20 protein-coding genes are annotated in these 25,486 nt (G+C 61.6%); 14 read left to right on the top strand and 6 right to left on the bottom strand.

From position 1 onward, the window contains the following. Positions 1-15: 15 nt before the first annotated feature. The gene (locus F7R20_RS21835) at positions 16-1,410 is read right to left on the bottom strand and encodes a class II fumarate hydratase (protein ID WP_003199203.1); all 1,395 of its coding nucleotides are present in this window, start codon (positions 1,408-1,410) and stop codon (positions 16-18) included. A gap of 191 nt (positions 1,411-1,601) precedes the next feature. Here F7R20_RS21835 and F7R20_RS21830 point away from each other — a divergent pair, with 191 nt between their 5' ends. The 7 genes from F7R20_RS21830 (at position 1,602) to F7R20_RS21800 (ending at position 9,594) form a co-directional block, all read left to right on the top strand. Continuing rightward, positions 1,602-2,129, top strand: coding sequence for a DUF2059 domain-containing protein (locus F7R20_RS21830; RefSeq protein WP_003199204.1), 528 nt, complete (start codon positions 1,602-1,604; stop codon positions 2,127-2,129). A 12-nt stretch (positions 2,130-2,141) separates the two neighbouring features. Beyond that, on the top strand, positions 2,142-2,441 hold the full coding sequence (locus F7R20_RS21825) for a BolA family protein (protein ID WP_003199206.1): 300 nt from the start codon (positions 2,142-2,144) through the stop codon (positions 2,439-2,441). A gap of 255 nt (positions 2,442-2,696) precedes the next feature. Beyond that, positions 2,697-3,638 (top strand): oxygen-dependent tRNA uridine(34) hydroxylase TrhO, encoded by a 942-nt coding sequence (trhO, locus tag F7R20_RS21820; RefSeq protein WP_003199207.1) that lies wholly within the window; start codon positions 2,697-2,699, stop codon positions 3,636-3,638. A 36-nt stretch (positions 3,639-3,674) separates the two neighbouring features. Beyond that, positions 3,675-4,277: a DsbA family protein gene (locus F7R20_RS21815; protein WP_172436066.1), complete on the top strand. Its 603-nt coding sequence runs from the start codon at positions 3,675-3,677 to the stop codon at positions 4,275-4,277. Beyond that, positions 4,270-6,096: an ABC transporter ATP-binding protein gene (locus tag F7R20_RS21810; RefSeq protein WP_003199211.1), complete on the top strand. Its 1,827-nt coding sequence runs from the start codon at positions 4,270-4,272 to the stop codon at positions 6,094-6,096. Before F7R20_RS21815 ends, F7R20_RS21810 begins: the two co-directional genes overlap by 8 nt. 190 nt (positions 6,097-6,286) lie before the next feature. Further along, on the top strand, positions 6,287-8,746 hold the full coding sequence (locus tag F7R20_RS21805; RefSeq protein ID WP_003199213.1) for an EAL domain-containing protein: 2,460 nt from the start codon (positions 6,287-6,289) through the stop codon (positions 8,744-8,746). Between the two features lie 77 nt (positions 8,747-8,823). Continuing rightward, positions 8,824-9,594 (top strand): TenA family transcriptional regulator, encoded by a 771-nt coding sequence (locus F7R20_RS21800; protein WP_209311709.1) that lies wholly within the window; start codon positions 8,824-8,826, stop codon positions 9,592-9,594. A gap of 139 nt (positions 9,595-9,733) precedes the next feature. Here F7R20_RS21800 and F7R20_RS21795 read toward each other — a convergent pair whose 3' ends face one another. From F7R20_RS21795 to F7R20_RS21770, 5 genes are all read right to left on the bottom strand, one after another. Beyond that, complete coding sequence (locus tag F7R20_RS21795; protein ID WP_003199217.1) at positions 9,734-10,660, bottom strand: GGDEF domain-containing protein; 927 nt, start codon at positions 10,658-10,660, stop codon at positions 9,734-9,736. 355 nt (positions 10,661-11,015) lie between these two features. Continuing rightward, entirely contained in the window at positions 11,016-11,756 is a 741-nt protein-coding gene (locus tag F7R20_RS21790; RefSeq protein WP_003199218.1) for a YciK family oxidoreductase, read from the bottom strand. A 191-nt stretch (positions 11,757-11,947) separates the two neighbouring features. Further along, positions 11,948-12,619 carry an N-acetylmuramic acid 6-phosphate phosphatase MupP gene (mupP, locus tag F7R20_RS21780; RefSeq protein ID WP_003199221.1) on the bottom strand — a complete coding sequence of 224 codons (672 nt, stop codon included), beginning with the start codon at positions 12,617-12,619 and terminating at the stop codon, positions 11,948-11,950. 4 nt (positions 12,620-12,623) lie between these two features. Beyond that, positions 12,624-13,322 (bottom strand): bifunctional 2-polyprenyl-6-hydroxyphenol methylase/3-demethylubiquinol 3-O-methyltransferase UbiG, encoded by a 699-nt coding sequence (ubiG, locus tag F7R20_RS21775; RefSeq protein ID WP_003199224.1) that lies wholly within the window; start codon positions 13,320-13,322, stop codon positions 12,624-12,626. Between the two features lie 61 nt (positions 13,323-13,383). Then, positions 13,384-14,715, bottom strand: coding sequence for a TRZ/ATZ family hydrolase (locus F7R20_RS21770; RefSeq protein ID WP_003199225.1), 1,332 nt, complete (start codon positions 14,713-14,715; stop codon positions 13,384-13,386). 106 nt (positions 14,716-14,821) lie between these two features. On the opposite strand from F7R20_RS21770, the gene mtnA reads away from it, so the two are divergent. From mtnA to cmk, 7 genes are all read left to right on the top strand, one after another. After that, on the top strand, positions 14,822-15,898 hold the full coding sequence (mtnA, locus tag F7R20_RS21765; RefSeq protein WP_003199227.1) for an S-methyl-5-thioribose-1-phosphate isomerase: 1,077 nt from the start codon (positions 14,822-14,824) through the stop codon (positions 15,896-15,898). Positions 15,899-16,344: 446 nt separating this feature from the next. After that, positions 16,345-19,008 (top strand): DNA gyrase subunit A, encoded by a 2,664-nt coding sequence (gyrA, locus tag F7R20_RS21760; RefSeq protein ID WP_003199229.1) that lies wholly within the window; start codon positions 16,345-16,347, stop codon positions 19,006-19,008. Positions 19,009-19,236: 228 nt separating this feature from the next. Further along, on the top strand, positions 19,237-20,322 hold the full coding sequence (serC, locus tag F7R20_RS21755; RefSeq protein WP_003199231.1) for a 3-phosphoserine/phosphohydroxythreonine transaminase: 1,086 nt from the start codon (positions 19,237-19,239) through the stop codon (positions 20,320-20,322). Next, the gene (pheA, locus tag F7R20_RS21750; RefSeq protein WP_003199233.1) at positions 20,322-21,416 is read left to right on the top strand and encodes a prephenate dehydratase; all 1,095 of its coding nucleotides are present in this window, start codon (positions 20,322-20,324) and stop codon (positions 21,414-21,416) included. The genes serC and pheA overlap by 1 nt, the downstream gene beginning before the upstream one ends. 13 nt (positions 21,417-21,429) lie before the next feature. Beyond that, the gene (gene hisC, locus F7R20_RS21745) at positions 21,430-22,542 is read left to right on the top strand and encodes a histidinol-phosphate transaminase (protein WP_003199235.1); all 1,113 of its coding nucleotides are present in this window, start codon (positions 21,430-21,432) and stop codon (positions 22,540-22,542) included. 28 nt (positions 22,543-22,570) lie between these two features. Beyond that, entirely contained in the window at positions 22,571-24,778 is a 2,208-nt protein-coding gene (locus F7R20_RS21740; protein WP_003199237.1) for a bifunctional prephenate dehydrogenase/3-phosphoshikimate 1-carboxyvinyltransferase, read from the top strand. After that, positions 24,775-25,464, top strand: a complete 690-nt coding sequence (cmk, locus tag F7R20_RS21735; protein ID WP_003199238.1) for a (d)CMP kinase — start codon at positions 24,775-24,777, stop codon at positions 25,462-25,464. The genes F7R20_RS21740 and cmk overlap by 4 nt, the downstream gene beginning before the upstream one ends. The last annotated feature ends 22 nt before the right edge of the window (positions 25,465-25,486 follow it).

Below are 25,486 nucleotides of genomic sequence, written 5' to 3'. Positions count from 1 at the left end.
GCAGGGGGACTGGCGTTAACCCTGGCTACCGGCCTCCAGCATATTCTCCGGCCGCACCCAGGCATCGAACTCTTCATCGGTCAGGTACCCCAGTTGCAGCGCCGCCTCACGCAGGGTCAAGCCTTCGCCGTAGGCTTTCTTGGCGATTTCCGCAGACTTGTCGTAGCCGATGTGCGGGTTCAGCGCAGTCACCAGCATCAACCCACGCTCCAGATGCGCGGCCATCTGCTCGGCATCCGGCTCGAGCCCGGCGATGCAGTGCTGCTGGAAGTTGCTGCAGCCATCGGCCAGCAGGCGAATCGATTGCAGCAGGTTGTGGATGATCACCGGTTTGAACACGTTCAACTGCAAATGCCCCTGGCTGGCGGCAAAACCGATGGTCACGTCGTTGCCCATGACCTGGCAGGCCAGCATCGACAAGGCTTCGCACTGGGTCGGGTTGACCTTGCCGGGCATGATGGAACTGCCCGGTTCGTTGGCCGGCAGTTTCACCTCGGCGAACCCGGCCCGTGGTCCGGAGCCCAGCAGGCGCAGGTCGTTGGCAATCTTCATCAAGGTCACGGCGAGGGTTTTCAGCGCGCCAGACAGGGACGTCAGGGGTTCATGGCCGGCCAGCGCGGCAAACTTGTTCGGCGCGGTGACGAACGGCAGGCCCGACAGCGCCGCCAGTTCAGCGGCAATCGCTTCGCCGAAACCATGGGGTGAATTGAGCCCGGTGCCGACTGCCGTGCCGCCCTGGGCCAGTTCGCAGACCGCCGGTAGCGTGGCGCGGATCGCCCGTTCGGCGTAATCGAGTTGAGCAATGAACGCCGACAGTTCCTGGCCGAAGGTGATTGGCGTGGCATCCATCATGTGGGTTCGGCCGGTCTTGACCAGTTTCATGTGGCGCGCCGCCAGTTCCGCCAGGCCACCGGAAAGCTCGCTGATGGCCGGAAGCAATTGCTGGTGGACGGCCTGGGCGGCAGCAATGTGCATCGCAGTGGGGAAGCAGTCGTTGGAACTCTGCGAGCGGTTGACGTGGTCGTTGGGGTGCACCGGGCTCTTGCCGCCGCGAGGGTTGCCGGCCAGTTCGTTGGCGCGCCCGGCGATCACCTCGTTGACGTTCATGTTGCTCTGGGTTCCGCTGCCGGTCTGCCAGACCACCAGTGGAAACTGGTCGTCATGCTGGCCGGCCAGCACTTCGTCGGCGGCCTGTTCGATCAGGCGGGCGATGTCGGCGGGGAGGTCGCCATTGCGATCATTGACCCGCGCGGCGGCTTTCTTGATCAGTGCCAATGCGTGCAACACCGACAGCGGCATGCGTTCGTTGCCAATGGCGAAGTTGATCATGGAACGCTGCGTCTGGGCGCCCCAGTAGGCGTCGTCCGGGACTTCAACCTGGCCAAGGCTGTCGGTTTCGATACGGCTCATCGGGTCAAACTCCTTAAGGGCTGAATGCGCAGTTTAGGCCCAGATGGGCGGCGCCGGTTCCCTCAATCTAGGAGCGATGGGTTCGGCCCGTCAATCGGACCCGGCAAGCATCGGGGTTGAGGCCCAGCGTTTTTTAGGCGCAGAATGGTCGCCCTTGGGGTTTTACCTCGCCTGTAATGAAAGGAAACTCGATGACCCGTCTTCGTGCCATCTGTACCGCAGTTGCTCTGGTGTGTGCCAGCGGCCCTGTTTTCGCCGATACCGCCAGCCACAACGCCAGCGCCGAAGCGTTCCTGACCCTGGCGCACGCTGACAAACTGGGCACTCCGGTATACATGCAAGTGCAGCAGATGTTTGCCCAGCGCTTTGAACAGACCAAGGCCCCTGAGTCGAAAAAAGCCACCCTGGAAACCTACCAGGCCAAGGCCAATGCCGCGTTGGACCAAGCCATCGGCTGGAACAAGCTCAAGCCGGACATGGTCAAGCTCTACACCAGCAACTTCAGCGAATCTGAGCTCAAGGACCTGGTCGCTTTCTATCAATCGCCACTGGGCAAGAAAGTCCTGGAAAAAATGCCGCAGCTGACCCAGCAATCGGCCCAACTGACCCAGGCCAAGCTTGAAAGCGCGGTACCGGTGGTCAACAAGCTGCTGGCGGACATGACGGCCGAGCTCGAGCCAAAAGGCGCCGCCCCTGCCCCTGCCAAGAAAAAGCCGTAAGCGGAGCCTGGTATGAGCATGCAACAACGCATCGAATCGACACTCGGGCTCTTGCAGCCCGAGTATTTGCAAGTGCTGGATGAAAGCCACATGCACAGCCGTGGCCTGCAGACCCACTTCAAGGCCGTGGTGGTCAGCCAGCAGTTCGAAGGGCTCAATCGCGTCAAGCGCCACCAGAAGGTCTACGGCACGCTGGGCGAGCTGATGGGTGAGTTCCATGCGTTGGCGCTGCACACCTACACCCCCGAAGAATGGGCGCAGATCGACGCGGCCCCGGCTTCGCCGACGTGTGCCGGTGGCAGCAAGCACTGATTGGGCTGCGGTGGATGGCAAAGCCTTGAGTCTGTGGGAGCAAAGCCCTATGGGAGTGAGCACCTGTGGGAGCAAAGCTTTTCTCCCACAGGGCCTTGCTCCCACAGAGTGATCCTCACGGCACTGTTGCGCACAGCAATCGCTGTCTGCACCCCTCCTGTTTTTTGTTAGAATCCGCAACGCGCCGCTCACTCGGCGCGTTTTTTTTCGCATCCGGTTCACCCTTTACGAGGGTAGCCACCTGGAGAAACACCCATGGCACAACCCATTGTCGTGGCGGCACTGTATAAGTTCGTCACCCTGGAAGATTATGTCGAGCTGCGTGAGCCCTTGCTCAAGGCCATGCTCGACAACGGCATCAAAGGCACGTTGCTGATCGCCGAAGAAGGCATCAACGGCACGGTCTCCGGCACTCGCGAAGGCATCGACGGCCTGCTGGCCTGGCTCAAGAACGATCCGCGCATGATCGACATCGACCATAAAGAGTCGTACTGCGATGAGCAGCCGTTCTACCGCACCAAGGTCAAGCTCAAGAAAGAAATCGTCACCCTCGGCGTCGAAGGCGTGGACCCTAACAAGCAGGTCGGCACTTATGTCGAACCGCAGGACTGGAACGCGCTGATCAGCGATCCGGAAGTGTTGTTGATCGACACCCGTAACGATTACGAAGTGTCCATCGGCACCTTCGAGGGCGCCATCGACCCCAAGACCACCAGCTTTCGTGAATTCCCTGAGTACATCAAGGCCAACTTCGACCCGGCCAGGCACAAGAAAGTCGCGATGTTCTGCACCGGCGGCATTCGTTGTGAAAAAGCCTCCAGCTACATGCTCGGCCAGGGTTTCGACGAGGTCTATCACCTCAAGGGCGGCATCCTGAAATACCTCGAAGAGGTCCCCCAGGAAGAAACCAAGTGGCGCGGCGACTGCTTCGTGTTCGACAACCGCGTGACTGTTCGCCACGACCTCAGCGAAGGGGACTACGATCAATGTCACGCTTGTCGTACCCCGGTAAGCGTAGAAGACCGCGCCTCGGAGCACTATGTGCCTGGCATCAGTTGCCCGCATTGCTGGGATAAACTGAGCGAGAAGACCCGTCGCAGCGCCATCGACCGGCAGAAGCAGATCGAGTTGGCCAAGGCTCGCAACATGCCGCACCCGATCGGCTACAACTACAAGCAAACATCTTCAGAGGCTTGAACCATGGCGTCACGCCTGCTCTATGTGATGGACCCGATGTGCTCCTGGTGCTGGGGCTTTGCGCCGGTGGCCGAGGCGTTGGTAGAGCAGGCGCATGCCGCGGGGGTGGAGTTGCACCTGGTGGTGGGTGGTTTGCGCACTGGCAGCGGTTCGGCGCTGGAGCCGACCACCCGTCGCTACATTCTTGAACACTGGCAGGCGGTCACCCAGGCCACCGGCCAGCCTTTCAAGCTTGAAGGCGCATTGCCGGACGGTTTTGTCTACGACACCGAGCCTGCCTGCCGGGCACTGGTGACGGCCCGCAGCCTGGCCCCGGACCTGGCCTGGAAGTTGGTGAAGTTGATCCAGCAGGCTTTTTATGTGCAAGGCCGCGACGTGACCCACGCCAGCGTGCTGGTGGAGTTGGCCGAACAGGCCGGGCTGCCCCGCATCGAATTCGCCGCGGCCTTCGACCGCGCCGACCAACATGCGGCCACCGCTGCGGATTTCACCTGGGTACAGGACCTGGGCATTGCCGGATTCCCCACACTGTTGGCCGAGCGTGATGGGCAGTTGGCCTTGTTGACCAACGGTTACCAGCCCCTGAGCCAACTGTCGCCTTTGCTGGGCCGCTGGCTGGAGCGCGCGACCTGTGCCTGACCGGCCGCCAGATACATCGGCCTCGCAGCGCATCGACCGGTTGAGTTGGGCGGAAATCCGTCGCCTGGCCCTCAAGCATAAAAAAGCCCTGTGGATCGCCAACGGCGTGGCCGTGCTGGCGACGCTGTGCAGCGTGCCGATCCCGTTGCTATTGCCGTTGCTGGTGGATGAAGTCCTGCTGGGGCATGGCGATGCGGCCCTGAAAGTCATGAACCAGGCGTTGCCCATGGGCTGGCAGCGCGCGGCCGGCTACATCGGGCTGATGTTGCTGGTAACCCTGGCCCTGCGCTGTGGCGCATTGCTGTTCAACGTGGTGCAGGCGCGCTTGTTCGCCCGGTTGGCCAAGGACATCGTCTATCGCATTCGCATCCGGTTGATCGAACGTCTCAAACGAATTTCCCTGGGCGAATACGAAAGCCTGGGCAGCGGCACCGTGGCGGCCCACCTGGTCACCGACCTGGACACCCTGGACAAATTCATCGGCGAAACCCTCAGTCGTTTCCTTGTGGCGATGCTGACCCTGGTGGGTACCGCCGGGATCCTGGTGTGGATGCACTGGGAGCTGGCGCTGCTGATCCTGCTGTTCAATCCGCTGGTGATCTACGCCACGGTGCAGTTGGGCAAGCGGGTCAAGCACCTCAAGAAACTGGAGAACGACAGTACCTCGCGCTTCACCCAGGCCTTGACCGAAACCCTGGATGCCATCCAGGAAGTGCGCGCTGGTAACCGCCAGGGTTACTTCCTTGGCCGCTTGGGAATGCGCGCCAAGGAGGTCCGTGATTACGCCGTGAGTTCGCAGTGGAAGACCGACGCCTCGAACCGCGCCAGTGGTTTGCTGTTCCAGTTCGGCATCGATATTTTTCGCGCGGCGGCCATGCTCACCGTGGTGTTTTCCGACCTGTCCATCGGCCAGATGCTGGCGGTCTTCAGCTACCTCTGGTTCATGATCGGGCCGGTCGAGCAACTGTTGAACCTGCAGTACGCCTATTACGCCGCTGGCGGTGCCTTGAACCGGATCAATGAACTGCTGGCCCGGGCCGACGAGCCCCAGTACACGGGCGTTGTCGATCCGTTCAAGGGCCGTGACACGGTGGGCATCGAGATCCAGGGGTTGAGTTTCGGCTACGGCGAGGAGCTGGTGCTCAACCAGTTGAACCTGTCCATCTCGCCGGGCGAGAAAGTCGCCATCGTCGGGGCCAGCGGCGGCGGCAAGAGCACCCTGGTGCAGTTGTTACTGGGGCTGTACACGCCGCAATCGGGCAGCATTCGTTTCGGTGGCGCCACGCAGCAGGAGATCGGCCTGGAGACCATCCGGGAGAATGTTGCGGTGGTGTTGCAACATCCGGCGCTGTTCAACGACACGGTGCGGGCCAACCTCGCCATGGGCCGTGAGTGCAGTGACGACGACTGCTGGCGGGCTCTGGAAATCGCCCAGCTCGATGCCACCGTACGGGCGCTGCCCCAGGGCCTGGAGAGCGTCGTTGGACGTTCCGGGGTGCGGCTTTCGGGCGGACAGCGTCAACGGCTGGCTATCGCCCGCATGGTATTGGCCGATCCGCGGGTGGTGATTCTCGACGAAGCCACCTCGGCACTGGACGCTGCCACCGAGTACAACCTTCACCAGGCATTGGCGCGTTTTTTGAGCGCACGCACCACGCTGATCATCGCCCACCGGCTCTCGGCGGTGAAGCAGGCCGATCGGGTATTGGTGTTCGACGGTGGGCAAATCGCCGAAGACGGCGACCATTTGCAGCTGATTGCCGAAGGTGGCCTGTACGCCCGACTCTATGGTCATTTGCAACAGATTCAGCAGCCTTGAGTTTCTAGCGCTTTTCTGCGCTTAGTATCGGAAAAAAAGCAGGCAAACACGCCGATTTTTCTGAATTCCACGCAAAGTCTGTCGATCTGTTCATCCATTCATTCGAAGGGTCGAAAACTAGCCTAGGCTATTGAGTCAGGAGCGGAATTCTGGCGGGTGTTCATCCGGCAATACCTGTGCAAGGGACCTCATGAAGCAAAAGCAGACTCTCGGAACACCACGGCTGCTGGGCATCGTCTGGCCCTTTATCGCCGTCGTGCTATTTCAGGCATTGCTTGGCGGCGTCAGCCTTTACGTGCTGTCCGCCGTTCGCGGCTATGTGGCGGGGGAGAGTCTCTGGTCCAAGGGCCAGAAAGACGCCATCTATTACCTCAATCTCTACGCCGACAGCCGCGACGAGGCGATTTTCCGCAAATACCAGCAAGCCATCGCCGTCCCCGAGGGCGGCCATGAACTGCGGGTGGCGCTGGACCGCAAGCCGCCGGATCTCGAAGCCGCACGGGCCGGGATTCTCCAAGGTGGCAACCATCCTGATGACGTGTCCAGCGTGATCTGGTTGTACCTCAATTTTCGCCACTTCAGTTACCTGGAAGAAGCCATCGATCTCTGGACGGTGGGCGACGGCTACCTGATCGAGCTGGATAACGTCGCCCGGCAGATGCACAGCAGCATTGCCGCAGGCCAGGCGTCGGAAGTGGATATCCGCGGCTGGAAGGCCCAGATATTTGCGATCAACGATTCCGTTACCCCGGCTGCCAAGGCATTCAGCGACGCACTGGGCGAGGGCTCGCGTTTTATCCTGCGGCTCCTGCTGGTGACCAATTTCGCCACTGCCCTGGGATTGATCGTCCTGGCGTTGTTGCGCACCCATAAACTGCTCGCCCAGCGGCAGGTGTTCGCCAACGCGCTGCAGATGGAGAAAGAGCGGGCGCAGATCACCCTGCAATCCATTGGCGACGGGGTCATCACCACCGACGTCGAGGGCGCCATCGCCTACATGAACCCCGCTGCCGAAGCGATGACCCATTGGAAAGCCGAACACGCCACGGGCTTGCCCCTGGCGGCGCTGTTCAATTTGCTCGATGACAATGCCCAGACCGAGGGGTTGACCCTGATCGAGCACATCCTCAGCGGTCGGCTCAGCGGTGCCAGCGAACATTCCAAACTGATCCAGCGCCTGGATGGCAGTACCGTGTCGGTCACCCTGGTGGGCGCGCCAATCCGTCATGCGGGCAAGGTCAGCGGCGCTGTGCTGGTGTTGCATGACATGACCCAGGAACGCCAATACATCGCCAACCTGTCGTGGCAGGCCACCCATGACGCCCTGACTGGCCTGGCCAACCGCCGGGAATTCGAATATCGCCTCGAGCAGGCCTTGCACAACCTCACTCGCCAGGTCGGGCGCCATGCCTTGATGTTTCTCGACCTGGACCAGTTCAAGCTGGTCAACGACACCTGCGGCCATGCAGCGGGTGACGAATTGTTGCGCCATATCTGCGCCTTGCTGCAATCAGGGCTGCGGGAAAACGACACCCTGGCCCGGCTGGGCGGGGATGAGTTCGGGATCTTGCTGGAGAACTGTTCGCCGGAAGCGGCGGAAAAGATTGCCGAAGGGCTGCGCCAGACCGTGCAGAACCTGCACTTTGTCTGGAAGGGCCGGCCGTTCGTGACCACCGTGAGCATCGGCCTGGTGCATATCGCCCAGACGCCGACGACCCTCGAGGCGTCCCTGCGGGCTGCCGACATGGCCTGCTACATGGCCAAGGAAAAGGGCCGCAACCGGGTCCAGGTCTATCATGCCGACGACTCGGAGCTGTCCCTGCGTTTTGGCGAAATGGCCTGGGTCCAGCGCTTGCACATGGCCCTGGAGGAAAATCGCTTCTGCCTCTACGCCCAGGAAATCGCCGCGTTGGGCCCGGGCGAGCATGGTGGCGGGCACATTGAGATCCTGCTACGCCTGCATGACGAAGCCGGGCGGATGATCCTGCCGGACAGCTTCATTCCCGCGGCGGAACGCTACGGCCTGATGACCTCCCTGGACCGTTGGGTGGTGGAGAATGTCTTCAAGATCATCCGCCAGTGCCTGAATGATTCGCGACAGGGGCCCATGGCGATGTGTGCGATCAATCTGTCAGGCACAACGATCGGAGATCAGGCGTTCCTCGATTTCCTGCGTAAACAGTTCGCGGCCTACTCGATTCCGCCGGAAATGATTTGTTTTGAAATTACAGAAACCAGCGCTATTTCGAATTTGGGCAGTGCGATCCGCTTTATCAATGAACTCAAGAGCTTGGGATGTTACTTCTCGCTGGATGACTTTTGCGCCGGAATGTCTTCATTCGCTTACCTGAAACATTTACCTGTAGACTTCCTGAAGATCGACGGGAGTTTCGTAAAGGATATGCTGGACGACCCGATTAACCGTGCAATGGTCGAAGTGATCAATCACATCGGCCACGTCATGGGTAAGCGCACGATTGCCGAGTTTGTTGAAACCGCCCAGATCGAGCAGGCATTGCTGGAAATAGGGGTGGATTACGCTCAGGGGTATGTGATCGAACGCCCGCAATTGTTTACCTGCGACACGTTGCAATGTCGGCCGGCCCGGCCCCAGCCGTTGTTATTCAAGGCCCCCGGCACGTTCCGCTGAACCTCTTGTTGATCCGGAAAATCACAATCAAAAGGAGCCCGACAGTGATCGACACATTCAACCGAACAGGCCCGCTCATGGACGCCACGAGCTATCCGAAATGGGCACAGCAGCTCATTACCGATTGCAGCGAGAGCAAGCGCCGGGTTGTCGAACACGAACTGTATCAGCGCATGCGCGACAACAAGCTCAGCGCCAGGACCATGCGCCACTACCTCATTGGTGGTTGGCCGGTCGTCGAACAGTTCGCTTTATACATGGCACAGAACCTCACCAAGACCCGCTTTGCCCGCCACCCCGGCGAGGACATGGCGCGTCGCTGGCTGATGCGCAACATTCGTGTCGAACTCAACCATGCCGACTACTGGGTCAACTGGAGCGCCGCCCATGGCGTGACCCTGGAAGACCTGCAAGCCCAGCATGTGCCGCCTGAGCTGCATGCCTTGAGCCACTGGTGCTGGCACACCAGTTCCTCGGATTCGTTGATCGTGGCCATCGCCGCGACCAACTATGCGATTGAGGGGGCCACGGGAGAGTGGTCGGCGCTGGTGTGTTCCAGCGGTGTCTACGCGGCCGCTTTCGCCGAGGAAGACCGCAAGCGGGCCATGAAGTGGCTGAAGATGCATGCCCAGTACGACGATGCCCATCCTTGGGAAGCCCTGGAAATCATCTGTACGCTGGCGGGGATGAACCCAAGCAAAGCCCTGCAAACGGAGCTGCGCCAGGCCGTGTGCAAGAGCTATGACTACATGTACCTGTTCCTGGAGCGTTGCATGCAACTGGAGCAGTCGGAGACGGTGAGCAAGTCTTCATCCACCCGCGAGCGCCTGGCACTGACGGAAAGCTGATTTGCATCGCTGCGAATAAGTAACCCAGTGTGGGAGCGAGTCTGCTTGCGAAGAGGTCTGGACAGTCAACGGGGAGGTTGACAGCCAGATCGTCATCGTCGGATCGCCGCCCGGAGCAAGCTCGCTCCCACCATTGTTTTCAGCCTGCCATTGCCAGTCGATTACGTCCTTCGCGCTTGGCCACGTACAGTGCGCTGTCAGCCCTGCGCAGCAGGCTTTCCGATGATTCCCCTGGTAGCAGGGTGGCGCAACCCAGGCTGACCGTCAGCTCGATCCTTGTGCCTGCGGCGAAATAATCCTGGGTCTGGGCGGCATAACGCAGCCGTTCACCGACCATGGCCGCAGCATCCCGGCTGGTATTGGCCAGCAGGATCAGAAATTCTTCACCGCCGAACCTGAACACCATGTCCACGTTGCGCAGCTGGCTCTTGATCGACTCGGCCACGGCCTTGAGCACTTCGTCGCCAACGCCGTGACCATGGCTATCGTTGATGCGCTTGAAATGGTCGATGTCGAGCATCAGCACCGACAAGGGCTGCGAATGACGCTTGGCCATGTCGATCTCACGCATCAGCGTCTGGTCCATGGCAATGCGGTTGCCGGTACCGGTCAGCGGATCGCGCAGGGCGCTCTGGGTCGCGGCGCGATAGAGCAGTGCGTTGCGCAGTGGATACAGCAGCGTCGACATGATGGATTCAAGGTCGCTCTGTTCCGCTTCAGTGAAGCGCTGGTTGCGACGGAATACCAGTTCACCCAGGTGTTCGCCTTCATGGCTGAGGTTATAGCTGAGGGTGTGATGCCCGCGTTGCCCGAACTCCAGGCGCAGATCACTGGCTTTGTGCTGGTAGGCCAACGCATCCAGGGGCACCAGCCGCTGGACTTCCCGGAAAAACAGGCCGAGGATTCGCTGTGGCTCCAGGCTGGTCTGCAGCTGCTGGCTCAGTTGCTGGCGCAATTGCGAAAGACTGACGGAGCGTGCCGCGAGCGGCGATGGCTGGCCAAGACCCAGACGCTGCAATTTGGCGCTGTCGAAGTCAATCGCGTTGATCTGGGTGGGCGTTTTCATATTGGCGTTAGCCCCTAAGCTAAATCTGTCCTGGCAGGTTGGGTGTGGCGGCTTTGGGCTGCGCGTCGTACTGGTCCTTCAGTCCCGTAGGACACTGATTTGAGTTTAGTCTGCTTTCCCTGGCAGGCATAAGTCTCGTCTCAACGTCCATTACTTGCCGAACATGGCATGTTTGAGGAAGTTTAGAGCGAAAGTCGTGCCATTCGGTTCACTTCAATAAAAACCGATTGAAAATCAATGAATTGGTAGAAAGATACGGCAGTCCTGGCGACGTGGACTTGGCGGTTCGCCTCGCTGGGCATCGACCCAAGGCCCGTACCGCGACGGTAAATCGTCGCGACACGGGCCGGGCTCACTATTGCGCGTTGAACGCCTGGCCGTTGACGCCGGAGCTGTCCGGGCCCATGAGGTACAGGTAGACCGGCATGATCTCCTCGGGCGTCGGATTGTTGAGCGGGTTTTCCCCCGGGTAGGCCTGGGCGCGCATGCTGGTGCGGGTGGCGCCGGGGTTGATGCTGTTGGCGCGCACGGCGGCGACGGTGTCGACTTCGTCGGCCAGGGTCTGCATCAGTCCCTCGGTGGCGAACTTGGACACGCCATAGGCGCCCCAATACGCCCGGCCCTTGCGCCCGACGCTGCTGGAGGTGAATACCACGGACGCATCCTTGGACAGCTTGAGCAGGGGCAGCAAGGTGCTGGTGAGCATGAACATCGCGTTGACGTTGACGTGCATCACCCGCATGAAATTCTCACCGGACAACTGTTCCAGGGGGGTACGCGGGCCGATGATCGAGGCGTTGTGCAGCAGGCCGTCCAGATGACCGAACTCGGTTTCGATCATGGCCGCCAGTTCATCGTACTGATGAGGCAGCGCGGTTTCGAGGTTGAACGGGATCACCGCTGGCTGCGGATGACCGGCCGCTTCGATTTCATCGTAGACCTGGGTCAGGTTGGCTTCGGTCTTGCCCAGCAGCAGCACGGTGGCACCATGGGCGGCGTAGGCTTTCGCGGCAGCGGCACCGATCCCGCGGCCGGCGCCGGTGACCAGAATCACCCGGCCATTGAGCAGGTCGGGGCGGGCGGAATAATCAAACATAAAAAAACCTCAACAAATCAATCTGTTGGCAGAAGCTGTAGTGTCAGGGGATTGAGCCCCGCCATTGGAAGCAGGCTGTGGGAGCAAAGCTTGCTCGCGAAACAGGCGCCTCGATTTCTGGACGACCGCATCGCCTTCATCGCGGGCAAGCCTTGCTCCCACATAAATTCCTTCATCACAAGACAGTCATATCAGCAACCGCACAGCGCGTTATCCAGCACCTCGCGCAGTGCCGATGGGTGATCGATCACCACATCCGCGCCCCAGTGCCTGGGGTTGTCGTCCGGGTGGATGTAGCCATAGGTCACCGCACACGTCTTGGTGCCGGCGCTGCGACCGGACTCGATGTCCCGCAGGTCATCACCCACGAACAGCACGCTGGCCGGGTCCAGGTCGAGCAGCTTGCACGCCAGGGTCAGTGGTTCCGGGTCCGGCTTGCTGTTTTTCACATGGTCAGGGCAGATCAGCACTTTCGAGCGTTCGGCCAGGCCCAGTTGCTGCATGATCGGTTCGGCGAAGCGCACCGGCTTGTTGGTGACCACGCCCCAGATCAGGTTGGCCGCTTCGATATCGGCCAGCACCTCGGCCATGCCGTCGAACAAATGGCTGTGGACCGCGCAACCCTTGAGGTAGCGGTCGAGGAACTCCTGACGCAGTTCCTCGAACCCCGGTGATTCCGGGTCCATGGAAAAGGTCACAGCGACCATCGCCCGGGCACCGCCGGAAATCTCGTCGCGAATGTGCTGCGTGTTCATCGGTGGCAAGCCACGGTCGGCGCGCATGGCCTGGCAGATGGCGATGAAATCCGGCGCGGTGTCGAGCAGCGTGCCGTCCATGTCGAAGAGAACCGCTTTGAGACGCATCGACTTACTCCTCGCGCAGGGTCTGGATCATGTAGTTGACGTCGACGTCGGCGGCCAGCTTGTAGTGCTTGGTCAGCGGATTGTAGGTCAGGCCAATGATGTCCTTGACGGTCAGCCCGGCCGCACGGCTCCAGGCGCCCAGTTCGGAAGGGCGGATGAATTTCTTGAAGTCGTGAGTGCCGCGAGGCAGCAGCTTCATGATGTATTCGGCGCCGACGATGGCGAACAGGTAGGCCTTCGGGTTGCGGTTGATGGTGGAGAAAAACACCTGGCCGCCCGGCTTGACCATGCGGAAGCAGGCGCGGATGACCGACGACGGATCCGGCACGTGCTCGAGCATTTCCAGGCAGGTGACCACGTCGAATTGGCCGGGCATTTCTTCGGCCAGGGCTTCGGCGGTGATCTGCCGGTATTCCACGCTGACGCCCGACTCCAGCTGATGCAGTTGTGCAACCGCCAGTGGCGCTTCGCCCATGTCGATGCCCATCACCGTCGCCCCGCGCTGGGCCATGGCTTCGCTGAGGATACCGCCGCCACAACCGACGTCGAGCACCTTCTTGCCAGCCAGGTTGACCCGTTCGTCAATCCAGTTGACCCGCAGCGGGTTGATGTCGTGCAGCGGCTTGAATTCACTTTCGCGGTCCCACCAGCGATGGGCCAGGGCTTCGAATTTGGCGATTTCGGCGTGGTCGACGTTGCTCATGTGCAGATCCTCGAAAAGCTTGAAAAATCAGGTGCCCCGAGCCGTGGCTCAAGGGGCGTGGTTATTCGTTGTGGCCGCTGATGCGGCGACCCCAGGCCTGGGCCGTGGCGATCAGTCTTGATTCGTCCATGCGGGTCAGTCGGCCATCTTCCAATAGCGGCTTGCCGCCCACCCACAGGTGTTTTACGCAATCGCGCCCGGTGGCATAAATCAGTTGCGACACCGGGTCGTAGATCGGCTGCTGGGCCAGGCCCGACAGATCGAAGGCCACCAGGTCGGCGGCCTTGCCCACTTCCAGCGAGCCGACTGTCGCTTCGATGCCCAGCGCCCGGGCGCCATTGAGCGTAGCCATGCGCAGTGCCCGATGAGCATCCAGGGCCGTGGCGGAACCGGCGACGGCCTTGGCCAGCAGGGCGGCGGTGCGGGTTTCGCCGAGCAGATCCAGGTCGTTGTTGCTCGCCGCGCCGTCGGTGCCGAGGGCGACATTGACGCCGGCCTGCCACAGGCGCTCCACCGGGCAGAAACCGCTGGCCAGCTTCAGGTTCGATTCCGGGCAGTGGATCACGCTGCAATTGCTTTCTACCAGCAAGGCCTGGTCTTCGTCGCTGATTTGAGTCATGTGCACGGCCTGAAAGCGTGGCCCCAGCAGGCCAAGTCGTCCCAGGCGCGCCAGCGGTCGCTCCGCTGTGTTATCCACAGCCTGCTGCACTTCGAAGGCGGTTTCGTGAACGTGCATATGAATGGCCGCGTCCAGCTCCTCGGCGATCACGCGGATTTTCTCCAGGTTCTCGTCGCCTACGGTGTAGGGCGCGTGCGGACCGAATGCGACTTTGATCCGTGGGTGGTGCTTGAGGTCGCCAAACAGCTCGATGCCCTGACGAATGGCTTCGTCGGCGCTGGCGGCGCCGGGGATCGGGAAATCGAGGATTGGAATCGCGATTTGCGCACGAATACCACTGTCGTGGACACACTCGCTGGCGATCTTGGGGTAGAAATACATGTCGGAGAAGCAGGTGATGCCGCCCTTGATCTGCTCGGCGATTGCCAGGTCGGTGCCATCGCGCACGAAATCTTCATCGACCCATTTGGCTTCCGCCGGCCAGATATGCTGTTCGAGCCAGCTCATCAAGGGCAGGTCGTCGGCCAGGCCGCGGAACAGCGTCATGGCTGCGTGGCCATGGGCATTGATCAGGCCGGGGCTGAGCAGCATGCCGGGCAGCTCGCGGACCTGGGCGGCGTCACATTTGAGGGCTTCTGCCCGTGGACCGATGAACACGATGCAGCCGTCGCGAATGCCCAGGCCATGATCCTTGAGCACTACACCGGCGGGTTCGACAGGCACCAACCAGGTCGGCAGCAATAATAAGTCGAGCGCAACGGCAGGCTTGGGCATCGTGGAACGGTTCCATGGGGTATAAAGGATGGCGAAGTATACCCGAGCGTCTTCGCGGAGGGATCGCTATAATCGGCGGCTTTTGTTCATGAGTACGGGGTGAAGGATGCGCGATCGACTATTGGCTGCGGAGAAGGTGAAGGCCATCGATTGGCGTGATGGCGTCCTGTACCTGTTGGACCTGCGTGTCTTGCCGTTCGAGGAAAACTGGATCGCCTGCACCTGTGCCGCCGATGTGGCCGAGGCCATTGGCTCGCTGGTGGTGCGCGGCGCGCCGGCCATCGGCATCAGTGCGGCTTATGGTGTGGTGCTGGCGGCGCGGGCCAGGATGGCCGAGGGCGGTGACTGGCAAGCGGCGCTGGAGGCTGATTTTGCCTTGCTGGCCCAGGCCCGGCCGACAGCGGCGAACCTCTTCTGGGCGCTGGATCGGATGCGCGACCGGTTGGGACGCTTGAAAGAGCACACCGAGCCGCTGGCGGTGCTTGAGGCTGAAGCCATCGCGATCCACGAAAGTGACCGCGAAGCCAACCTGACCATGGCCCAGCTCGGTGTCGACCTGATCCGCAAGCACCAGGGCAACGCCCAGGCCATCCTCACCCACGGCAACACCGGTGCCCTGGCGACTGGCGGCTTCGGCACGGCCTTGGGGGTCATCCGTGGCGCGTATATCGAAGGCATGGTGGAGCGCGTCTATGCCGACGAAACCCGTCCATCGCAGCAAGGCTCGCGCCTGACGGCGTGGGAGCTGGCCCATGAGGGCATCCCAGTGACCCTCAACGCCGATTCCGCCGCTGCCCACATCATGAAGACGAAAGGTGTGACCTGGGTGATCGTCGGTGCCGACTGCATCACCGCCAATGGCGACGTGGCGAACAAGATCGGCACCTATCAACTGGCGGTCTGTGCCATGCACCATGGCGTGCGTTTCATGGTGGTGGCGCCGAGTTCGACCATCGACATGAGCCTGGCCAGCGGTGATGACATTCCGCTCGAGGAGCGCGATGGGCGTGAACTGCTGGAAATTGGTGGTAAGAGGCTTGGCGCGGAGGTGGACGCCTTCAACCCGGCGTTCGATGTCACTCCGGCGGATTTGATCGACGTCATCGTCACGGAGAAGGGCATCATCGAGCGCCCGGACACCGCCAAGCTGGCGCAGTTGATGTGTCGCAAGCGGTTGCATTGAAGGCCTTTTGGTGTCTGATCCACCGCCATCGCGAGCAGGCTCGCTCCCACAGTGGATAGGAGGTGTGTCTGAAATTTCAGACACAAAAGATCCTTGTAGGAGCGAGCTTGCTCGCGATGAGGTCCTCAAAGGCAACAAATGCCTTGCATTTTCGCCCTGATTCTCCATCCGTAGCGCTTCTAAGCCCCTCTGGTCCCATATCAGCCTGTCACCGGTCAACTAACTACGCACCATGCGCATCTGGGGGATAGGTGCGTGGCGGCTCTTGTGATAACATCCGGCGGTTTCCAAGGCTGCCTCGCGAGGTGGCCTTTACTGCGCAGATCCATGGCATAACTCGTTGATTTGTCGTAAGTCGCTGCACGGCACTTGTTCTGCAGCGGCGAGCTTCGTTCGTCCCATCTGGATGTGACGAGGTTTCACCAGAAAAAGGAATCAGGCTTCTCATGGGCGAACTGGCCAAAGAAATCCTCCCGGTCAATATCGAAGACGAGCTGAAACAGTCCTACCTCGACTACGCAATGAGCGTAATCGTCGGGCGGGCGCTGCCGGATGCGCGCGATGGCTTGAAGCCCGTGCACCGGCGCGTGCTGTTCGCGATGAGCGAGCTGGGCAACGACTTCAACAAGCCGTACAAGAAATCTGCCCGTGTCGTCGGCGACGTGATCGGTAAGTATCACCCCCACGGCGACACTGCCGTGTACGACACCATCGTTCGTATGGCGCAGCCATTCTCCTTGCGCTACCTGCTGGTAGACGGCCAGGGCAACTTCGGTTCCGTGGACGGCGACAACGCCGCGGCCATGCGATACACCGAAGTGCGCATGACCAAGCTGGCTCACGAACTGCTGGCCGACCTGCACAAGGAAACCGTGGACTGGGTGCCGAACTACGACGGCACCGAAATGATCCCGGCGGTCATGCCGACCCGTATCCCGAACCTGCTCGTCAACGGCTCCAGCGGTATTGCCGTGGGCATGGCGACCAACATCCCGCCGCACAACCTCGGTGAAGTCATCGACGGTTGCCTGGCCCTCATCGACAATCCCGAGCTGACCGTCGATGAGCTGATGCAATACATCCCGGGTCCGGACTTCCCGACCGCCGCGATCATCAACGGTCGGGCCGGCATCATCGAAGCCTACCGCACCGGCCGTGGCCGCATTTACATGCGCGCCCGCTCCACCGTCGAAGACATCGACAAGGTCGGTGGTCGCCAGCAGATCGTCATCACCGAACTGCCGTACCAGCTGAACAAGGCTCGCCTGATCGAGAAGATCGCCGAGCTGGTGAAAGAGAAGAAGCTCGAGGGCATCACCGAGCTGCGTGACGAGTCCGACAAGGACGGCATGCGCGTCGTGATCGAGTTGCGTCGTGGCGAAGTGCCTGAGGTGATCCTCAACAACCTCTACGCCCAGACCCAGTTGCAAAGCGTGTTCGGCATCAACATCGTTGCGTTGATCGACGGCCGTCCGCGGATCCTGAACCTCAAGGACCTGCTGGAAGCCTTCGTGCGTCACCGTCGCGAAGTGGTCACCCGTCGTACCGTATTCGAGCTGCGCAAGGCTCGCGAGCGTGGTCACATTCTCGAAGGCCAGGCCGTTGCCCTGTCGAACATCGACCCGGTGATCGCCTTGATCAAGGCCTCGCCAACGCCGTCGGAAGCCAAGGAAGCGCTGATCAGCACCCCTTGGGAGTCCTCCGCGGTGGTGGCAATGGTCGAGCGCGCTGGCGCCGACTCGTGCCGTCCGGAGAACCTCGACCCGCAGTACGGCCTGCGCGAAGGCAAGTACTTCCTGTCCCCGGAACAGGCGCAAGCCATCCTGGAACTGCGCCTGCACCGCCTGACCGGCCTGGAGCACGAGAAGCTGCTGGCCGAGTACCAGGAAATCCTCAACCAGATCGGCGAGCTGATCCGCATCCTCAACAGCGCCACGCGCCTGATGGAAGTGATCCGCGAAGAGCTGGAAGTGATTCGTGCCGAGTACGGCGACGTGCGCCGCACCGAGATCCTCGATGCGCGCCTGGACCTGACCCTGGGTGACATGATCCCGGAAGAAGAGCGCGTGGTGACCATTTCCCACGGCGGCTACGCCAAGACCCAGCCGCTGGCTGCCTACCAGGCCCAGCGTCGCGGCGGCAAAGGCAAGTCGGCGACCGGCGTCAAGGACGAGGACTACATCGCTCACCTGCTGGTCGCCAACAGCCACACCACGCTGCTGCTGTTCTCCAGCAAAGGCAAGGTGTACTGGCTCAAGACCTACGAAATCCCGGAAGCGTCCCGTGCCGCACGTGGCCGTCCGCTGGTCAACCTGTTGCCGCTGGACGATGGTGAATACATCACCACCATGCTGCCGGTGGAGGAATACACCGAAGGTCACTACATCTTCATGGCTACCGCCAATGGCACCGTGAAGAAGACCCCGCTGGAATCCTTCAGCCGCCAGCGCAGCGTCGGCCTGATCGCCCTGGAGCTGGACGAAGGCGACGTACTGATTTCCGCCGCCATCACCGACGGCGAGCGTGAGGTCATGCTGTTCTCCGACGGTGGCAAGGTCACTCGCTTCAAGGAATCCGACGTGCGTGCCATGGGCCGTACCGCCCGCGGTGTGCGCGGCATGCGCCTGCCGGAAGGCCAGAAGCTGATTTCCATGCTGATTCCCGAAGAAGGCAGCCAGATCCTCACCGCTTCGGCGCGTGGTTATGGCAAACGCACGGCCATCAGCGAGTTCCCTGAGTACAAGCGTGGTGGCCAGGGCGTGATCGCCATGGTCAGCAACGATCGTAACGGTCGTCTGGTTGGCGCTGTCCAGGTGCTCGATGGCGAGGAGATCATGCTGATCTCCGACCAGGGTACCCTGGTGCGTACACGAGTTGCCGAAGTCTCGAGCCTGGGTCGTAACACCCAGGGCGTGACGCTGATCAAGCTGGCCAGCGACGAAACGCTGGTAGGGCTTGAGCGGGTGCAGGAGCCGTCGGAAGTCGAAGGCGAGGAGCTGGAAGGCGAGGAAGGCGTGGCGTTCGAGGGCACCCTGGGTGCCGATGTCGACGACGTGACCGGCGACCAACCGCTCGACGCTGCCGCAGACGAAGAAGAACCGCAGGACTAAGCGGACACGCAGGGGGCGGATGAAGATTCGCCCCCTTGTTGTTTGTCTCGTTTGAAAATTTGCGACACTGCACATTAGGATCGTTCCCACGCTCCGCGTGGGAATGCCGCTCGGGACGCTCCGCGTCCCATGACGCAGAGCGTCATTGGATGCATTCCCACGCAGAGCGTGGGAACGATCAGTGTTGAACAAGATTTATGTGACCACCAGATCAGAGCGAGATTGGATGTGAGCAAGAGAGCCTATAACTTCTGTGCCGGCCCGGCGGCGCTTCCTGAGGCGGTCCTGAAGCGTGCCCAGGGTGAACTTCTCGACTGGCACGGCAAGGGCCTGTCGGTCATGGAAATGAGTCATCGCAGCGATGAGTTCGTATCCATTGCCACCAAGGCCGAGCAGGACCTGCGTGATCTGCTGAACATCCCGTCCAATTACAAGGTGCTGTTCCTGCAGGGCGGCGCGAGCCAGCAGTTCGCCCAGATCCCGTTGAACCTGCTGCCGGAAAGTGGCAAGGCCGACTACATCGATACCGGCATCTGGTCGCAGAAAGCCATCGAAGAAGCTTCGCGCTACGGTCACGTCAACGTGGCTGCCACCGCCAAGCCCTACGATTATTTCGCGATTCCCGGCCAGAACGAATGGAACCTGTCCAAGGACGCGGCCTACGTTCACTACGCGCCGAACGAAACCATCGGTGGCCTGGAATTCAACTGGATCCCGGAAACCGGCGACGTGCCATTGGTGGCCGACATGTCCTCGGACATTCTCTCGCGCCCTGTGGATATCTCCCGTTTCGGCATGATCTACGCTGGCGCCCAGAAAAACATCGGCCCTAGCGGCATCCTGGTCAGCATCATTCGTGAAGACCTGCTGGGGCGTGCCCGTTCCCTGTGCCCGACCATGCTCAACTACAAGGTCGCGGCCGACAACGGCTCGATGTACAACACTCCGCCGACCCTGGCCTGGTACCTCTCCGGCCTGGTGTTCGAATGGCTGAAGGAGCAGGGCGGTGTCGAAGCCATCGGCAAGCTCAACGAAGTCAAGCAGCGCACGCTGTATGACTTCATCGACGCCAGCGGTCTCTACAGCAACCCGATCAACAAGACCGATCGTTCGTGGATGAACGTGCCGTTCCGCCTGGCCGACGACCGTCTGGACAAGCCGTTCCTGGCCGGCGCCGACGAGCGTGGCCTGCTGAACCTCAAGGGCCACCGTTCGGTCGGTGGCATGCGTGCCTCCATCTACAACGCCGTCGACATCAACGCCGTCAATGCGTTGATCGCCTACATGGCAGAGTTCGAGAAGGAACATGGCTGATGTCTGAGCAAGAACTCAAGGCGCTGCGCCTGCGCATCGATGCCCTGGACGAAAAGGTCCTGGAGCTGATCAGCGAGCGTGCGCGCTGCGCCCAGGAAGTCGCCCGGGTGAAGATGGCCTCCCTGGCCGAAGGCGAAGTGCCGGTGTTCTATCGTCCTGAGCGTGAAGCTCAGGTGCTCAAGCGTGTCATGGAGCGCAACAAGGGGCCACTGGGCAACGAAGAGATGGCGCGGTTGTTCCGCGAAATCATGTCGTCGTGCCTGGCGCTCGAGCAGCCGCTGAAAGTCGCCTACCTGGGTCCGGAAGGGACCTTCACCCAGGCCGCCGCCATGAAGCACTTTGGTCACGCCGTGATCAGCAAGCCAATGGCGGCCATCGACGAAGTCTTCCGTGAAGTGGCGGCCGGCGCGGTGAATTTCGGGGTGGTGCCGGTGGAGAACTCCACCGAAGGCGCGGTCAACCACACGCTGGACAGCTTCCTCGAACATGACATGGTGATCTGCGGCGAAGTCGAGCTGCGTATCCACCATCACCTGCTGGTCGGCGAGAACACCAAGACCGACAGCATCAGCCGGATCTATTCCCATGCCCAGTCGTTGGCCCAGTGCCGCAAGTGGCTGGACGCCCATTACCCGAACGTCGAGCGCGTAGCGGTATCGAGCAACGCCGAAGCGGCCAAGCGGGTCAAGGGTGAGTGGAACTCGGCGGCGATTGCTGGCGATATGGCGGCCGGCCTCTATGGGCTGACTCGCCTGGCCGAGAAAATCGAGGATCGCCCGGACAACTCCACGCGGTTCCTGATGATCGGCAGCCAGGAAGTGCCGCCGACTGGCGACGACAAGACTTCGATCATCGTCTCCATGAGCAACAAGCCTGGTGCGCTCCATGAGCTGCTGGTGCCGTTCCACGACAACGGTATCGACCTGACGCGGATCGAGACCCGTCCGTCGCGCAGCGGTAAATGGACCTACGTGTTCTTCATCGATTTTGTCGGCCACCACCGCGATCCGCTGGTAAAAGGTGTGCTGGAGAAAATCAGTCAGGAAGCAGTGGCACTCAAGGTGCTGGGTTCCTACCCCAAGGCAGTTCTTTAAGGGCGGATAGCAAATGAGTGGCAACTTCCTCGCTCTGGCTCAGCCAGGCGTGCAACAACTCTCGCCTTACGTTCCGGGCAAGCCCGTGGACGAACTGGCCCGCGAGCTGGACCTGGATCCGGCCAGCATCGTCAAGTTGGCGAGCAACGAAAACCCGTTGGGCGCGAGCCCCAAGGCGCTGGCGGCGATCCGCGACGAACTGGCCGAGCTGACCCGTTACCCCGATGGTAATGGGTTTGCGCTGAAAAGCCTGCTGGCCGAGCGCTGTGGCGTCGAGCTGAACCAAGTGACGCTGGGCAACGGCTCCAACGACATTCTTGAGTTGGTGGCGCGCGCGTACCTGGCACCAGGTCTCAACGCCGTGTTCAGCGAGCACGCGTTTGCGGTCTACCCGATTGCGACCCAGGCCGTGGGCGCGGATGCCCATGTGGTCCCGGCCAAAAACTGGGGACACGATCTGCCGGCCATGCTGGCTGCCATCGACGCCAACACGCGGGTGGTCTTCATTGCCAACCCGAACAACCCGACCGGCACCTGGTTCGATGCCCAGGCCCTGGACGACTTCCTGCAAGACGTGCCCGCGCACGTGCTTGTGGTGTTGGACGAGGCCTACATCGAATACGCCGAAGGCAGCGATTTGCCCGATGGCCTGGATTTCCTCGCGGCCTACCCGAACCTGCTGGTTTCGCGCACGTTCTCGAAAGCCTACGGCCTGGCCTCGCTACGGGTTGGCTACGGCTTGTCCACCGCCGTGGTGGCCGATGTGCTGAACCGCGTGCGCCAGCCATTCAACGTCAACAGCTTCGCCCTGGCAGCCGCCTGCGCCGCATTGCAGGATGAGGCCTACCTGGCCGAAAGTCGTCGCCTGAACGCGGCCGGCATGCAGCAGTTGGAAGCGGGGTTCCGGGAGTTGGGCTTGAGCTGGATTCCATCCAAAGGCAACTTCATCTGCGTCGACCTGGGGCGTGTCGCCGCGCCGGTGTACCAGGGGCTGCTGCGCGAAGGCGTGATCGTGCGTCCGGTGGCCAACTACGGCATGCCGAACCACCTGCGCATCACCATCGGCCTGCCAGCGGAAAACAACCGTTTCCTTGAGGCGTTGAGCAAGGTTCTGGCTCGTGGTTGATGTCACTTCTCTGCAACCTGCTGCCCCTATGATCGGTCGCCTGGTGGTGGTCGGCCTGGGGTTGATTGGCGGTTCGTTTGCCAAGGGCTTGCGTGAAAGCGGCCTGTGCCGCGAGGTGGTCGGTGTCGACCTGGATCCGCAGTCGCGCAAGCTGGCCGTGGAGCTGGGGGTGGTCGATCGCTGTGAGGATGACCTGGCGATCGCTTGCCAGGGCGCGGACGTAATCCAGTTGGCGGTGCCGATCCTGGCCATGGAAAAACTGCTGGCGCGTCTGGCGACCATGAACCTGGGGCAAGCGATCCTGACCGATGTCGGTAGCGCCAAGGGCAACGTCGTGCGTGCGGCCACCGAGGCTTTCGGTGGGATGCCGGCGCGCTTCGTACCCGGCCATCCGATTGCCGGTTCCGAGCAGAGCGGGGTGGAAGCCTCCAACGCCGAGTTGTTTCGTCGCCACAAAGTGATCCTCACGCCGCTGGACCAGACGGATCCAGCCGCGCTGGCGATGGTGGACCGTTTGTGGCGCGAATTGGGCGCCGATGTCGAGCACATGCAGGTCGAGCGCCACGATGAAGTGTTGGCTGCCACCAGCCACTTGCCGCACCTGTTGGCGTTCGGCCTGGTGGATTCGTTGGCCAAACGCAATGAAAATCTTGAGATCTTCCGTTACGCTGCCGGCGGTTTCCGCGATTTCACGAGAATCGCTGGAAGCGACCCGGTCATGTGGCACGACATCTTCCTCGCCAACCGCGAAGCTGTCCTGCGCACACTCGATACATTTCGCAGCGACCTCGACGCCTTGCGCGACGCGGTCGATGCAGGGGACGGGCACCAATTGCTGGGCGTTTTCACACGCGCCAGGGTGGCCCGCGAGCATTTCAGTAAAATCCTGGCCCGTCGGGCCTATGTGGACGCTATGAACTCCAACGATCTGATTTTCCTGGCACAACCTGGTGGCTCCCTGAGCGGGCGTATTCGTGTACCGGGCGATAAATCGATTTCCCACCGTTCGATCATGCTCGGCTCCCTGGCCGAAGGCGTGACCGAGGTGGAAGGCTTCCTTGAGGGCGAAGACGCCCTGGCGACGCTGCAAGCGTTTCGCGACATGGGCGTGGTCATCGAAGGTCCGCACCACGGTCGCGTGACCATCCATGGTGTCGGCCTGCACGGCCTCAAGCCTGCCCCGGGTCCAATCTACCTGGGTAACTCCGGGACCTCGATGCGCCTGTTGTCCGGCCTGCTGGCCGCGCAGGACTTCGACAGCACCCTGACCGGTGATGCCTCGCTGTCCAAGCGCCCGATGAATCGCGTCGCCAACCCATTGCGGGAAATGGGCGCGGTCATCGAGACGGCCGCCGACGGTCGTCCGCCGATGATCATCCGCGGTGGCAACAAGCTCAAGGGCCTGACCTACACCATGCCAATGGCCAGCGCCCAGGTGAAATCCTGCCTGCTGCTGGCCGGTCTCTACGCCGAAGGCAAGACCACCGTCACCGAACCGGCCCCGACCCGCGATCATACCGAGCGCATGCTGCGCGGCTTCGGCTACCCGGTCACGGTCGATGGCGCCACGGCGTCCGTCGAGTCTGGCAGCAAGCTGACCGCGACCCACATCGAAGTGCCGGGCGACATCTCGTCGTCGGCGTTCTTCCTGGTGGCCGCCTCGATCGCCGAAGGCTCCGACCTGGTGCTCGAGCACGTCGGCATCAATCCGACCCGTACCGGCGTGATCGACATCCTGCGCTTGATGGGCGCTGACATCACCCTGGAAAACCAGCGTGAAGTCGGCGGCGAACCCGTGGCGGACCTGCGCGTACGAGCAGCTAAACTCAAGGGTATCGAGATTCCGGAGGCTCTGGTTCCGCTGGCCATCGACGAGTTCCCGGTGCTGTTCGTGGCGGCCGCCTGTGCAGAAGGGCGCACCGTATTGACGGGCGCTGAGGAACTGCGGGTCAAGGAATCGGATCGTATCCAGGTGATGGCTGATGGCTTGCTCGCCCTTGGCGTCAAGTGCCAGCCGACGCCGGACGGCATCATCATCGACGGCGGCCCGATTGGCGGCGGCGAAGTCCATGGTCACGGCGACCACCGTATCGCCATGGCCTTCAGTGTTGCGTCTTTGCGCGCCAGCGCGCCGATTCGCATCCATGATTGCGCCAACGTCGCGACGTCGTTCCCGAACTTCCTGGCGCTGTGCGCACAGGTCGGTATTCGAGTGGCACAAGAGGCACAGTCGTGAACATCAAGGCACCGGTCATCACCATCGATGGTCCGAGCGGTTCGGGCAAGGGGACCGTCGCCGGGATCCTGGCCAGGCAGCTGGGCTGGAATCTGCTCGATTCGGGTGCCTTGTATCGTCTATTGGCGTTCGCTGCCGCGAACCATGGCGTCGACCTGACCAACGAAGAGTTGCTCAAGGCGCTGGCCGCTCATCTGGATGTGCAATTCATTGCCGCGGCCGACGGTCAGCTCCAGCGCATCATTCTGGAAGGTGACGAAGTCAGCGACGTCATTCGTACCGAAAGCGTGGGGGCCGGGGCCTCCCAGGTCGCCGCGCTGCCCGCGGTGCGCGAAGCCTTGTTGCAACGTCAGCGCGCATTCCAGGAGCCGCCGGGACTGGTGGCAGACGGTCGAGACATGGGCACGGTGGTTTTTCCCGATGCACCGCTGAAGATTTTCCTCACCGCCAGTGCGGAGGAGAGGGCGCGTCGCCGATATTTGCAGTTGAAGGGCAAAGGCGAGGATGTTAGTCTGTCGAGTCTGCTAGATGAGATCCGTGCACGCGATGAGCGTGACACCCAGCGCGCAGTAGCCCCGCTCAAACCGGCGGCTGATGCGATACAGCTGGATTCCACGGAGTTGTCCATCGACCAGGTGTTGCAACGCATCATGAGCGAGATCGCCATTCGCGATATCGCCGGGTGACCCGGAAGCCCTGCAGGGGACC

The sequence above is a fragment of the Pseudomonas brassicacearum subsp. brassicacearum genome, assembly GCF_008801605.1.
Taxonomy (GTDB): Bacteria; Pseudomonadota; Gammaproteobacteria; order Pseudomonadales; family Pseudomonadaceae; genus Aquipseudomonas; species Aquipseudomonas brassicacearum.
Note: the sequence above shows the minus strand (reverse complement) of the source record. Positions and strands in the feature narration are given on the sequence as shown.